The following is a 13,042-nucleotide window of genomic DNA, read 5'->3' as shown; positions in this document are numbered from 1 at the left end:
GACCAGACCCTCTTACTGCGCCTGCACGCGCAGCTCGGCTGCGCTACGACTACGGTGACCCAACAGGGCTTTCACATCACTGGATTTCGGCTTCACCAGCGCGAACTTCGTGGCAAAGGCTGACCAGTTCGCCAGAATTTCTTCGCCACGCTGCGATCCGGTATGCTGCACATGTTCGGTAATCAATCCACGCAAATGCTCCTCGTGAATCGCCAAATCGTCAACGCTCAGCACTTCCACTAATTCCGGATTCACGCGTTTGCGGAACTCGCCGTCTTCATCCAGCACGTAAGCAAAACCGCCCGTCATGCCTGCGCCGAAGTTCACGCCGGTTTTGCCGAGAATGCAGACAATACCGCCGGTCATGTATTCACAGCCGTTGTCGCCAATGCCTTCCACGACGGTGATTGCCCCGGAGTTACGCACCGCAAAACGTTCACCTGCGCGGCCTGCGGCGTACAGGCGACCGCCGGTCGCGCCGTACAGGCAGGTGTTACCAATAATGCTCGCCTCATGACTGCGGAAAGCTGAACCGACCGGTGGACGTACCGCCAGCAGCCCCCCCGCCATGCCTTTACCGACATAGTCGTTAGCATCGCCGGTCAGGTATAACTCAACGCCGCCGGCGTTCCAGACGCCGAAGCTCTGGCCCGCGGTGCCGTTAAAGTGCGCTTTGATCGGGTCAGACGCCAGCCCCTGATCGCCATGCGTCTGGGCGATATAGCCCGACAGCGACGCGCCAACGGAACGGTCGGTATTGCGAATGTCAAACCAGAAGGTTTTGCTCTGACGTTCGTCAACGTACGGTTTCGCCTGTTGTAACAATTGCGCGTTCAGCACGCCGTTATCGAACGGCGGGTTGTTTTCCGTGCAGTACAGCGCTTTGCCTGGATGAGGCTCGGCGGTTTCCAGCAGACGGGACAGGGCCAGTTTCTGCTGTTTGGCGGTAAAGCCTTCCAGCTCTTTCAGCAGGTCGGTACGGCCAATCAGATCCACCAGGCGGGTGACGCCCAACTGCGCCATCAGCTCGCGGGTTTCACGGGCGATAAACTCAAAGTAGTTGGTCACTTTGAACGGCAGCCCGTGATAGTGATTCTTACGCAGTTTGTCATCCTGCGTTGCGACGCCCGTCGCGCAGTTATTCAGGTGACAAATACGCAGGTATTTACAGCCCAACGCCACCATCGGGCCGGTACCGAAGCCGAAGCTTTCCGCGCCCAGAATCGCGGCTTTGATAATATCAACGCCGGTTTTCAGGCCACCGTCCACCTGCAAGCGGATCTTATGACGCAGACCGTTTGCCACCAGCGCCTGCTGGGTTTCCACCAGGCCCAGTTCCCACGGACAGCCCGCGTATTTCACCGAGGAGAGCGGGCTGGCGCCAGTACCACCGTCGTAGCCAGCGATGGTGATGAGATCCGCATAGGCTTTCGCCACGCCGGTCGCAATAGTGCCGACGCCCGGCTCGGAAACCAGCTTCACGGAGATCATCGCTTTCGGGTTAACCTGCTTCAGGTCGAAAATCAGCTGCGCTAAATCCTCGATAGAGTAAATATCGTGGTGCGGCGGCGGGGAGATCAGCGTCACGCCCGGTACCGAGTAGCGCAGTTTGGCGATGTATGGGGTGACTTTATCACCCGGCAACTGGCCACCTTCGCCCGGCTTCGCGCCCTGCGCGACCTTGATCTGGATAACATCGGCATTGACCAGATACGCTGGCGTTACGCCAAAGCGACCGGATGCCACCTGCTTGATTCGCGACACTTTATTGGTGCCGTAGCGTGCCGGGTCTTCACCGCCTTCGCCGGAGTTGGAGTTCCCGCCGAGGCTGTTCATGGCTTCCGCCAGCGCTTCGTGGGCTTCGGGGCTCAGCGCGCCGATGGACATTGCCGCCGTGTCGAAACGCTTGAACAGTTCGCTGGCCGGTTCAACGTCGTCAATACTCACGGCGTCGTCACCCGGTGTGATAGCCAGCAGATCGCGCAGCGTCGTGGCGGGACGTTCGTTGACCAGCTTCGCGTATTCCTGGTAGTCGCTGTACTCGCCGCTTTGTACCGCCTGTTGCAGGGTACGCACCACGTCCGGGTTATAGGCGTGGTATTCGCCGCCGTGCACGTACTTCAGCAGGCCGCCCTGGGCGATTGGCTTGCGCGCCAGCCAGGCGCGTTTGGAGAGATTCAGCAGATCCTGCTGGAAGTCGGCGAAGCCCGCCCCGCCGATGCGACTCACCACGCCCTGGAAGCACAGGTTCACCACGTCGTCATGCAGGCCGACCGCTTCAAACAGCTTCGAGCAGCGGTAAGAGGCGATGGTTGATATGCCCATTTTGGACATGATCTTGTACAGCCCTTTGTTGATGCCGTTACGGTAGTTCAGCATCACGGTGCGGTAGTCTTTGGCAATCGCCTGGGTGTCGATCAGACGGCCCAGCGTTTCGTATGCCAGATAGGGATAGATGGCGGTCGCGCCGAAGCCGAGCAGCACCGCAAAATGATGCGGGTCACGGGCGCTGGCGGTTTCAACGATGATGTTCGCGTCGCAGCGCAGGCTTTGTTCCACCAGACGCGTCTGTACCGCGCCCACGGCCATCGGCGCGGGCACCGGCAGACGGTTCTTGCCAATGTTGCGGTCGGAAAGCACCAGCAGGACGGTACCATTACGCACCATCTGTTCGGCGGTGTCGCAGAGCGTTTTCACGGTCTCTTCCAGCGTGGTCTGCGTGGCGTCGAAGGTGATATCAAGCCAGTCGGCGCGATAATGCTCCTCTTTCATCGTCGTCAACTGCTTAAAGTCAGAGTACAACAGGATCGGCGATTTAAAGCTCAGACGATGCGCCTGGCCTTCCGCTTCGCAGAAGACGTTCATTTCGCGACCAATGCTGGTGGCCAGCGACATGACGTGAGCTTCGCGCAGCGGATCGATTGGCGGGTTGGTTACCTGCGCAAACTGTTGGCGGAAGTAGTCGTAAATAATGCGCGGCTGGCTGGAGAGCACGGCAAACGGGGTGTCATCCCCCATAGAGCCGACCGCTTCCTGGCCGTTTTCGCCCAGCACTCGGATGACGGAGTCCAGCTCTTCCGCGCTGTAGTTAAATTGTTTCTGGTAGCTGGAGAGCGCGTCGTCGTCCAGTTCGCGGCTTCCCACCTGATCGTCAGCCAGCTCTTCAAACGGTACCAGGCGGCGAACGTTTTTCTCCATCCACTCTTTATACGGGTGGCGGCTTTTCAGATCGTCGTCGGTTTCGGCGGAATGCAGAATACGGCCGCCGCGGGTGTCGATCACCATCAGTTCGCCAGGTCCAACGCGGCCTTTTTCCACCACTTCGTCAGGCTGGTAATCCCAGATGCCGACTTCCGAGGCGCAGGTAATGAGCTTATCTTTGGTGATGACGTAGCGCGCCGGACGCAGACCATTACGATCGAGGTTACAGGCAGCGAAGCGACCGTCGGACATGACGATCCCCGCCGGGCCGTCCCAGGGCTCCATGTGCATGGAGTTAAAGTCGAAGAAGGCGCGCAGCTCGGGGTCCATATCGGGGTTGTTCTGCCAGGCTGGCGGCACCAGCAGGCGCATCGCGCGAACGATATCCATCCCGCCGGCCAACAGCAGCTCCAGCATGTTATCCATGGAGCTGGAGTCGGAGCCGGTTTCGTTAACAAACGGCGCGGCGTCGTGCAGGTCCGGGATCAGCGGCGTCTGGAATTTATAGGTACGGGCGCGCGCCCACTGACGGTTACCGGTGATGGTGTTGATCTCGCCGTTATGCGCCAGATAGCGGAACGGCTGCGCCAGCGGCCAGCGCGGTACGGTGTTGGTGGAGAAGCGCTGATGGAACAGGCAGATGGCCGACTCCAGACGCAAATCCGCCAGGTCCAGGTAGAAGCGCGGCAGATCCGCCGGCATACACAGGCCTTTATAGATGTTGACCAGGTTCGACAGGCTACAGACGTAGAAATCTTTATCATCCTGGAGGCGCTTTTCAATGCGGCGGCGGGCGATGAACAGGCGGCGTTCCATATCGCGCGGACGCCAGCCTGCAGGGGCGTTGACAAAAATTTGCTCAATGCGCGGCAGAGAGGAGAGGGCAATTTCACCGAGAACGCCTTCGTTGGTTGGCACATCACGCCAGCCGACAATCGACAGGGTTTCCTGCTGCAGCTCTTCTTCAACAATACGGCGAGAGGCGGCGGCCAGATCCGGATCTTTATTTAAAAAGATCATCCCGACGGCGTAGTTTTTGGCTAAGCGCCAGCCGCGCTCTTCGGCAACGATACGAAAAAAGCGGTCCGGTTTTTGTAACAGCAAGCCGCAACCGTCGCCGGTTTTACCATCGGCGAGGATCGCGCCACGGTGCTGCATTCGGGCCAGTGCGTGGATTGCGGTACGCACTACCTTGTGGCTAGGTTCGCCTTCTATGTGGGCGATCAGGCCAAAACCACAGTTATCCTTCTCAAGGGATTTATCGTACAACATATCAGTGAACCTCCCCAGGCTCTGCGGGATCCCCTTCCGACACCGTTTGCGCGCGGGCACACCAAGAGCATGGCGACGGGGTTTGCGCATCTTACGCTTACCTCGCATTCGCCCTCTTTATCCTTATCGCGTAGGTCAAACAAGTTTGAGGACTTGCTGTCAGAGGGAATCTCAATTACTGCATAAATATGATGAGCGCAGCGCTCATCCAGAAAGCTTCCAGCGGATTTCCAACTTATCGGGAATCCACACACAGGTCAAATGGCAAGCTTATTTATGCCAAAATGTGCTACGCAGCATGTATCAGAATGAAATTACTGGAATTATTGACATTTTTACATTGCTTTAACGTGGGAGAGACGGGATGCGGAGTGTGATCTGTCTCACTGTCATATCCCTCTGTTAACCCTTATCTCAGCTTGATTCCCCGTGAGATGTAGTGTTTTGTGCTGGTTGTCGCTGTGAAGGTAATTCATCATACTGTTTTTGCGCAATCGGCGTCAGAAGATAAAAAAAATGGAAGGAGATAAGGAAAAATAATTGAACAGCTAATGAATGAAATAGCGTTTATTTTGACTGGATATGCAATTGATAAAAGCCCGCCGTGGCGATTGATCCAGGTCATCGCCGAACGGGGCTAAAAATGGCAGGCTTTGGCCTCTTTTTAAGAGGCGGTCTATCAGATTATGCAGTTACAGAAATTAGTCAATATGTTTGGTGGGGATCTTTCGCGTCGTTATGGACAAAAGGTTCATAAACTGACGCTGCACGGCGGGTTTAGCTGCCCTAACCGTGACGGCACCATCGGTCGTGGCGGCTGCACTTTCTGTAACGTCGCCTCTTTTGCCGATGAAGCCCAGCAGCATCGATCGATCGCCGAACAGCTTGCCCATCAGGCGCATCGGGTCAATCGCGCCAAACGTTATCTGGCCTATTTCCAGGCGTATACCAGCACCTTCGCCGAAGTGCAGGTGCTGCGCGCGATGTATCAGCAGGCGATAAGCCAGGCCAACATGGTCGGCCTGTGCGTCGGCACGCGTCCCGACTGCGTGCCGGATGCGGTGCTCGATCTGCTCTGTGAGTATAAAGACCAGGGCTACGAAGTGTGGCTGGAGCTTGGGTTACAGACCGCGCATGATAAAACCCTGCATCGTATTAATCGGGGTCATGATTTCGCCTGCTACCAGCGCACCACCCGGCTGGCGCGCGAGCGCGGACTGAAGGTGTGCGCGCATCTTATCGTCGGCTTGCCGGGCGAAGGCCAGCGTGAGTGCCTGCAAACGCTGGCGCGGGTGGTGGAGACGGGGGTGGATGGCATTAAGCTGCACCCGCTGCATATTGTCACGGGTAGCATTATGGCGAAGGCCTGGGAAGCGGGTCGGCTGACCGGCATTGCGCTGGACGATTATACCTTGACGGCAGGAGAGATGATCCGCCATACGCCGCCGGAAGTGATTTACCATCGTATCTCCGCCAGCGCCCGCCGTCCGACGCTGTTGGCGCCGCTGTGGTGTGAAAATCGCTGGACCGGAATGGTCGAGTTGGATCGCTATCTTAACGAACACGGCGTTCAGGGGGCGGCGCTTGGACGCCCCTGGATTTCGCCCGACGCCTGATCTATGACGGGCGCTCGCATTTCTTGCACATTCTTCAACGTCACGCCCAGAATTGAGTATTATTGTGCCAGGTTGTCGTAAAGGAAATTCCTGATGAAGCAAATTCGTATGCTGGCGCAGTACTATGTTGATCTAATGATGAAATTGGGTCTGGTGCGCTTTTCGCTGCTTTTGGCGTTAGCGCTCGTTGTGCTGGCAATTGTCGTGCAGATGGCGGTCACTATGGTGCTGCATGGCCGGGTCGAACAGATCGACGTCATCCGCTCCATCTTCTTTGGTTTATTAATCACTCCCTGGGCCGTCTATTTTCTGTCGGTGGTGGTCGAGCAACTGGAGGAGTCACGCCAGCGGCTTTCCCGGCTGGTGCAAAAGCTGGAGGAGATGCGCGAGCGCGACCTTAAGCTCAACGTTCAGTTAAAAGATAATATCGCGCAGTTGAATCAGGAGATCGCCGATCGCGAAAAGGCGGAAGCTGAACGTCAGTCGACCTTTGAACAGCTGAAAGTGGAGATCAAAGAGCGCGAGGAAGCGCAAATTCAGCTTGAGCAACAGTCTTCTTTTCTGCGGTCATTCCTTGATGCATCTCCGGACCTGGTTTTTTATCGCAACGAAGATAAAGAATTTTCCGGCTGTAACCGGGCGATGGAGTTGCTGACCGGCAAAAGTGAAAAGCAATTGGTGCACTTAAAGCCTGCTGATGTTTATTCGCCGGAAGCGGCAGAAAAAGTCATTGAAACCGATGAAAAAGTGTTCCGCCATAACGTGTCGTTGACTTACGAACAGTGGCTGGACTACCCGGACGGACGGAAAGCCTGTTTTGAAATCCGCAAAGTGCCGTACTACGACCGCGTGGGTAAACGCCACGGTCTGATGGGCTTTGGCCGTGATATTACCGAGCGGAAGCGTTACCAGGATGCCCTTGAGCGCGCCAGCCGCGACAAAACCACATTTATCTCCACTATTAGCCATGAGCTTCGTACGCCGCTGAACGGCATCGTCGGCCTGAGCCGTATTCTGCTCGACACCGACCTGACCGCCGAGCAGGAAAAATACCTGAAAACGATCCATGTTTCCGCCGTGACGCTTGGGAATATTTTCAACGATATCATTGACATGGATAAGATGGAGCGGCGAAAAGTCCAGCTCGATAATCAGCCGGTGGATTTCACCAGCTTTATGGCCGACCTGGAAAACCTCTCCGGTCTGCAGGCGCAGCAGAAAGGGCTGCGTTTTGTGCTGGAGCCGACGCTGCCGCTGCCGCATAAGGTGGTGACCGACGGTACGCGTCTGCGCCAGATTCTGTGGAATCTGATCAGCAACGCGGTGAAATTTACCCAGCAGGGTCAGGTGACGGTGCGGGTTCGCTATGACGAAGGCGATATCTTGCATTTTGAGGTGCAGGACTCCGGCATCGGTATTCCGCAGGATGAGCAGGATAAAATCTTCGCCATGTATTATCAGGTGAAAGACAGCCACGGCGGTAAACCGGCCACCGGCACCGGGATTGGTCTGGCGGTTTCCCGTCGTCTGGCGAAGAACATGGGCGGCGATATCACCGTGTCCAGCCAGCCGGGGAAAGGTTCCACCTTTACGCTGACCGTGCATGCGCCCGCCGTCGCGGAAGAAGTGGAAGACGCGTTTGAAGAGGACGATCTGCCGCTGCCGGCGCTGCATGTGCTGCTGGTGGAAGATATCGAACTCAATGTCATTGTGGCGCGTTCGGTGCTGGAAAAACTCGGTAATAGCGTAGACGTGGCAATGACGGGCAAAGCGGCGCTGGAGATGTTCACGCCGGGCGAGTATGACCTGGTGCTGCTTGACATCCAACTGCCGGACATGACCGGTCTTGATATCTCCCGTGAGCTGACCAAACGCTATTCGCGTGAAGATCTGCCGCCGCTGGTGGCGCTGACCGCGAACGTTCTGAAAGATAAACAAGAGTATCTGGATGCCGGAATGGATGACGTGTTGAGCAAGCCGCTGTCGGTTCCGGCATTAACCGCGATGATCAAGAAGTACTGGGACACGCAAAACGAGGAGGAGAGCACGGTGACACCTGAAGAAAGCAGTAAATCACAAGCGCTGTTAGATATTCCGATGCTGGAACAGTATATCGAGCTGGTGGGGCCGAAGCTGATTACCGATGGCCTCGCCGTGTTTGAAAAGATGATGCCGGGCTATTTGAGCGTGCTGGAGTCCAATCTGACGGCGCGCGACAAAAAAGGCGTGGTGGAAGAAGGACATAAAATCAAAGGCGCCGCTGGCTCTGTCGGTTTGCGTCATTTGCAACAGTTGGGGCAGCAGATCCAGTCTCCGGATCTCCCGGCCTGGGAGGATAACGTCGGCGAATGGATAGAAGAGATGAAGCAGGAGTGGCAGCACGACGTGGCGGTGCTGAAAGCCTGGGTGGCGGCGAACGGCGGAAAAAAATGACCCCGGCTTGACCGGGGTGCGCGAATACTGCGCCAACACCAGGGAAATCGTGGCTGCGCCGTAAGTTATACTCATTATCTCAAAAGGCGCAGCGCTCATTTTCAGGCCGCACGCAGATAAGATAGCAAATCTTAAATGTTTTGTTACATGAATCAGTTAAATGTGTGAAGCGCGGCAGTGTAATCACAATTATTAATGCGCTTCATACGAAGGGAAAAGGACATTTTGCATGAAGAAAATTGGCGTAGTGCTCAGCGGATGCGGCGTCTATGACGGCGCGGAAATTCATGAAGCGGTGCTGACTTTGCTGGCGATTGCCCGTAGCGGCGCGCAGGCCGTTTGCTTTGCGCCGGATAAGCCCCAGGCCGATGTGGTTAACCATGTGACGGGAGAGTCGATGGCGGAAACCCGCAATGTGCTGATCGAGGCGGCCCGCATTACGCGTGGTGAGATACGCCCGCTTTCGCAAGCCGTTTCTGCTGAACTGGATGCGCTGATCGTTCCTGGCGGCTTTGGCGCGGCTAAAAATTTGAGCACCTTCGCCAGCCAGGGCCGTGAATGTCAGGTTGACGCAGATCTTGCGGCGCTGGCTGTCGCCATGCATCAGTCGGGGAAACCGCTCGGCTTTATGTGTATCGCCCCGGCGATGCTGCCGAAAATCTTCGGCTTCCCGCTGCGGTTGACCATTGGTACCGACATTGATACCGCAGAAGTACTGGAAGATATGGGCGCAGAGCATGTGCCATGCCCGGTTGATGATATTGTCGTCGATGAAGACCATAAAATTGTCACTACACCGGCGTATATGCTGGCGCAGAATATTGCCGAGGCAGCGTCTGGCATTGAAAAACTGGTGTCGCGCGTGCTGGTTCTGACGGAATGAAAAAAGGCATCACCGCGTTTCTGCGGCGTCTGGTTCTGCGCATTATTCTGGTGCTCGCGGTGTTCTGGGGCGGCGGCATTGCGCTGTTCAGCGTGGCGCCGGTGCCGTTTTCCGCGGTTATGGCGGAGCGCCAGATTAGCGCGTGGCTACAGGGGGATTTCGGCTATGTCGCCCATTCCGACTGGGTGAATATGAATGAAATCTCCCCCTGGATGGGACTGGCGGTGATTGCCGCTGAAGATCAGCACTTCCCGGCGCACTGGGTGTTTGACGTCGCCGCGATTGAAAAAGCGCTGTCGCACAATGAGCGCAACGAGAACCGCATACGCGGCGCCTCTACGCTGTCACAGCAAACGGTCAAGAATCTCTTTTTATGGGACGGGCGAAGCTGGCTGCGTAAAGGTCTGGAGGCGGGTCTGACGCTGGGTGTCGAGACCGTCTGGAGCAAGAAGCGGATCCTGACGGTGTATCTGAATATCGCCGAATTCGGCGAGGGAATTTTTGGCGTGGAGGCCGCGGCACAGCGCTATTTCGGCAAGCCCGCCAGCCGGTTGACGCAGTCGGAAGCGGCGCTGCTCGCGGCTGTGTTGCCTAATCCGCTGCGCTATAATGCCGCCGCGCCGTCCGGGTATGTCCGTAGCCGTCAGGCATGGATACTGCGTCAGATGCGGCAGTTGGGTGGCGAGTCGTTTATGACCCGCAACGCGTTGTATTAAACGTTTTAAGCCTCGCGGGAAGAGAGCGCCAGACCTGCGGACTCTTTTGGCGCCGCGCTTCTTTCCAGCGCCAGTGCCAATGCCGGTTGGGCAATAAACCGCTGCCACAAACGTTCCTGCTTGCGCTGGCAAAACCATTTCGACCAGCTGGCCAGCGGGATCAGCGTTCCTTCACCAATGTTATCGCACACGACGGGCACCACTTCGGATTCACTGATGCGATGGCAGAGGATATTCTGCGGCTTCAGCGTCATGGTCACGATATGGTTGTCACGCAGATAGCGCTTCAGCTTCTTCAGTAATTGACGCAAAACGGCAACGTCATCCTCGTAACGACACTGTTTAGCAAATTCAGTGAGCGTCACAGACGGTTTGCCATCGTAATCGGCAATCACATCGTATACATATCCTGTACCGCAGTCGGTCTCCACCGTGCCGTAATAGCGCGGGATCCCGCTCCAGTCCTGCAAATAGCGAGAGAGACGCGCGTAGTATTTCAGTTCGCGCTGTGTCTCTTTATCGCCGCCGTGGCCGCCGTTATAGACAATCTTGATACAGCGCCGGGCATCATCCGGATGCGCATAACATTTACGATGTCGTCCGGTGCCCAGGGGTGTCTGATCGGATAGACGAATCATGAGGGTATCCTGGAAATATTTACTGACAATAATCCAGTATGGACAACCAAAGTAAATGAAACCTAAACGAGCGGCCTTAAGGTTTTCTTAAGGTTATTCTTAGAGAAAAAAGCGCACAAAATGTACAAACGGAGAGCGTGAGAATAAAAAAACGCCGGGCGGCGTTTTCTGTGAAGATCTTAATTGCGGTCAACCGGAGACTTAGTCTTCGTCGAATCCTGAATTGAACAAGGCGATCACCGCAGCCAGCGCCTCGACTTCCTGCGGGCCTGAGGCTTCAATTTCAATCTGGCGGCCTTTCGCCGAGTCCAGCATCAGCAGCGCAATGACGCTGTTGGCTTCGGCTTCGGTGCCTTCATCGTTACGTAACAGAACTTCGGCGTCAAACCCCTGCATTAATTCGAAAAGCTTCATCGCAGGCCGGGCATGCATGCCCAGCTTGTTGGTGACTTCCACAGTTTGCTTCACGGTCATGTTTTGCGTTTTTCCAGCGTACGATGGCGCGACTGAACGTTTTTACCGCGCGAGCGGAAGTAGTCTGCCAGCTGTTCTGCAATATACACCGAACGGTGCTTCCCGCCGGTACAGCCGATGGCTACGGTCAGATAGCTACGGTTGTTGGTTTCCAGCATCGGTAACCATAGCTCAAGATAGCTGCGCGTCTGGTAAATAAAATTGTGTACTTCTGTGTGCCTGTCGAGAAAAGCGGCAACGGGTTTGTCGAGACCGGTCATGGGGCGTAGCTTCGGGTCCCAGTGCGGGTTTGGCAGAAAGCGCACGTCGAAAACATAGTCGGCATCAATCGGGATGCCGTGCTTAAAGCCAAAGGACTCAAACACCATCGTCAGCTCGCGCTCGCGTTTCCCCAGTAATCGGGTGCGTAGCATTTCCGCCAGCTCATGTACCGACATTTCTGAAGTATCGACAATCAGGTCGGCGCGGGAGCGTAGCGGCTCCAGCAGGTCGCTTTCCTGATCGATCGCGCTTTCCAGGGAGAGGTTTTTACTGGAAAGAGGATGCAGACGACGTGTATCGCTGTAACGGCGAATCAGGGTGTTGCGATCGGCGTCAAGGAACAGCAACTGCGGTGAGAACGCATCGGGCAGGTTGTTCATCGCCTGCTCGAAGATCTCCGGGGATTCAGGCATGTTGCGCACGTCAATACTGACAGCTGCCGAGATCTGGCGTTCGGCAAGCGTGCGAGCCAGATCGGGCAACAGCACCACGGGAAGGTTATCCACGCAGTAAAAACCCATATCTTCCAGCGCCCGCAGGGCGACAGATTTACCTGACCCTGAACGACCGCTGACGATCATCAGTACCATGTACTGTTTCTCCTCACCACGTCAAAAGGGGAGTGTTTTACGCGCTTACTCATCATCCTGGCGGCCTTCTGTGTCAGTGATGATTTGATACAGCTCTTCATCGCTTTGCGCAGCGCGAAGCCGGCGACAAATGGTTTTATCCGCCAGACGCTTGGCGACTAAAGACAGCGTGTGCAGATGCGTTTTGGTTTGATCCGCGGGCACCAGCAGTGCAAAGAGCAGATCCACCGGTTGATTATCGATCGCGTCGAAAGCAATCGGCGTTTCCAGTTGCACAAACACGCCTACGGCCCGCAAGGTATCTTCTTCCACTTTACCGTGTGGGATGGCGATGCCGTTGCCGATGCCGGTACTGCCCATCTTTTCCCGCGTCAGGATCGCTTCAAAAACGATCTGTGGAGGCAAACTTAGCTGCTTTGCCGCCAGTTCACTGATAATCTCCAGCGCGCGTTTTTTGCTCTGGCAATGCACGCCGCTGCGTGTACATTCCTGGTTAAGTACACTGCTCAGTTGTAGAGTTGTATCGTTATTTATCATAATTTCACCTAAGAACCTGCCCCTTCAAGTGAGAAAACAGGTTCGGAGCGCTAACTGTACAAATGGCCCGTTGTTGTACACAACAGGCCGTCCTGCACCCGCTAACTGCCCGGACAATTAGTGTTGTTTCAGTTTATCTTTATGTTTGGTCAGCTGTCTTGCCAGCTTATCGATTAAGCCGTCAATAGCGGCATACATGTCCTGACCTTCCGCACTGGCGTGAATTTCGCCACCGTTGACGTGCAGGGTTGCATCCGAGATGTGGGTGACCTTCTCCACTTTCAACACAATGTAGACCTGATTGATTCTGTCGAAATACTGTTCGAGCTTCGCGAACTTGGTATTGACGAAGTCGCGCAGGGCTTCAGTGATCTCGACGTTGTTTCCAGTGATGTTGAGCTGCATAGTGTCTTCCTTATCG

The 13,042-nt window shown here is 55.8% G+C and carries 10 protein-coding genes; 4 read left to right on the top strand and 6 right to left on the bottom strand.

Annotated elements, in window-relative coordinates:
- Window positions 1-12: 12 nt before the first annotated feature.
- The gene (gene gltB, locus OOJ60_RS08470; RefSeq protein WP_205612387.1) at window positions 13-4,473 is read right to left on the bottom strand and encodes a glutamate synthase large subunit; all 4,461 of its coding nucleotides are present in this window, start codon (window positions 4,471-4,473) and stop codon (window positions 13-15) included.
- A 686-nt stretch (window positions 4,474-5,159) separates the two neighbouring features.
- Here gltB and OOJ60_RS08465 point away from each other — a divergent pair.
- The 4 genes from OOJ60_RS08465 (at window position 5,160) to mtgA (ending at window position 10,121) form a co-directional block, all read left to right on the top strand.
- Window positions 5,160-6,089: a TIGR01212 family radical SAM protein gene (locus tag OOJ60_RS08465; RefSeq protein ID WP_042291923.1), complete on the top strand. Its 930-nt coding sequence runs from the start codon at window positions 5,160-5,162 to the stop codon at window positions 6,087-6,089.
- A 93-nt stretch (window positions 6,090-6,182) separates the two neighbouring features.
- On the top strand, window positions 6,183-8,522 hold the full coding sequence (gene arcB / locus OOJ60_RS08460; RefSeq protein ID WP_042291921.1) for an aerobic respiration two-component sensor histidine kinase ArcB: 2,340 nt from the start codon (window positions 6,183-6,185) through the stop codon (window positions 8,520-8,522).
- A 229-nt stretch (window positions 8,523-8,751) separates the two neighbouring features.
- The gene (elbB, locus tag OOJ60_RS08455) at window positions 8,752-9,405 is read left to right on the top strand and encodes an isoprenoid biosynthesis glyoxalase ElbB (RefSeq protein ID WP_042291918.1); all 654 of its coding nucleotides are present in this window, start codon (window positions 8,752-8,754) and stop codon (window positions 9,403-9,405) included.
- Window positions 9,402-10,121, top strand: coding sequence for a monofunctional biosynthetic peptidoglycan transglycosylase (gene mtgA / locus OOJ60_RS08450; protein ID WP_205612386.1), 720 nt, complete (start codon window positions 9,402-9,404; stop codon window positions 10,119-10,121). The genes elbB and mtgA overlap by 4 nt, the downstream gene beginning before the upstream one ends.
- Before the next feature lie 5 nt (window positions 10,122-10,126).
- Here mtgA and yrbL read toward each other — a convergent pair whose 3' ends face one another.
- The 5 genes from yrbL to hpf all read right to left on the bottom strand — a co-directional run bounded on the left by yrbL (window position 10,127) and on the right by hpf (window position 13,026).
- Window positions 10,127-10,759: a PhoP regulatory network protein YrbL gene (gene yrbL, locus OOJ60_RS08445; protein ID WP_042291913.1), complete on the bottom strand. Its 633-nt coding sequence runs from the start codon at window positions 10,757-10,759 to the stop codon at window positions 10,127-10,129.
- A 201-nt stretch (window positions 10,760-10,960) separates the two neighbouring features.
- Window positions 10,961-11,233, bottom strand: coding sequence for a PTS phosphocarrier protein NPr (gene npr, locus OOJ60_RS08440; protein ID WP_042291909.1), 273 nt, complete (start codon window positions 11,231-11,233; stop codon window positions 10,961-10,963).
- Window positions 11,230-12,084 carry an RNase adapter RapZ gene (gene rapZ / locus OOJ60_RS08435; protein ID WP_042291907.1) on the bottom strand — a complete coding sequence of 285 codons (855 nt, stop codon included), beginning with the start codon at window positions 12,082-12,084 and terminating at the stop codon, window positions 11,230-11,232. The genes npr and rapZ overlap by 4 nt, the downstream gene beginning before the upstream one ends.
- Window positions 12,085-12,129: 45 nt before the next feature.
- On the bottom strand, window positions 12,130-12,621 hold the full coding sequence (gene ptsN, locus OOJ60_RS08430) for a PTS IIA-like nitrogen regulatory protein PtsN (RefSeq protein WP_042291903.1): 492 nt from the start codon (window positions 12,619-12,621) through the stop codon (window positions 12,130-12,132).
- 117 nt (window positions 12,622-12,738) lie between these two features.
- On the bottom strand, window positions 12,739-13,026 hold the full coding sequence (gene hpf / locus OOJ60_RS08425; RefSeq protein WP_003025078.1) for a ribosome hibernation promoting factor: 288 nt from the start codon (window positions 13,024-13,026) through the stop codon (window positions 12,739-12,741).
- Window positions 13,027-13,042 lie beyond the last annotated feature (16 nt).

Source organism: Citrobacter sp. R4, assembly GCF_026719175.1.
Taxonomy (GTDB): Bacteria; Pseudomonadota; Gammaproteobacteria; order Enterobacterales; family Enterobacteriaceae; genus Citrobacter_A; species Citrobacter_A sedlakii.
This window is presented reverse-complemented; position numbering and strand designations above follow the sequence as displayed.

Bases quoted from the DNA above. Each gene is read 5' to 3' on its own strand.
- gltB (WP_205612387.1), bottom strand. From the start codon at position 4,473: ATGTTGTACGATAAATCCCTTGAGAAGGATAACTGTGGTTTTGGCCTG.
- OOJ60_RS08465 (WP_042291923.1), top strand. From the start codon at position 5,160: ATGCAGTTACAGAAATTAGTCAATATGTTTGGTGGGGATCTTTCGCGT.
- arcB (WP_042291921.1), top strand. From the start codon at position 6,183: ATGAAGCAAATTCGTATGCTGGCGCAGTACTATGTTGATCTAATGATG.
- elbB (WP_042291918.1), top strand. From the start codon at position 8,752: ATGAAGAAAATTGGCGTAGTGCTCAGCGGATGCGGCGTCTATGACGGC.
- mtgA (WP_205612386.1), top strand. From the start codon at position 9,402: ATGAAAAAAGGCATCACCGCGTTTCTGCGGCGTCTGGTTCTGCGCATT.
- yrbL (WP_042291913.1), bottom strand. From the start codon at position 10,759: ATGATTCGTCTATCCGATCAGACACCCCTGGGCACCGGACGACATCGT.
- npr (WP_042291909.1), bottom strand. From the start codon at position 11,233: ATGACCGTGAAGCAAACTGTGGAAGTCACCAACAAGCTGGGCATGCAT.
- rapZ (WP_042291907.1), bottom strand. From the start codon at position 12,084: ATGGTACTGATGATCGTCAGCGGTCGTTCAGGGTCAGGTAAATCTGTC.
- ptsN (WP_042291903.1), bottom strand. From the start codon at position 12,621: ATGATAAATAACGATACAACTCTACAACTGAGCAGTGTACTTAACCAG.
- hpf (WP_003025078.1), bottom strand. From the start codon at position 13,026: ATGCAGCTCAACATCACTGGAAACAACGTCGAGATCACTGAAGCCCTG.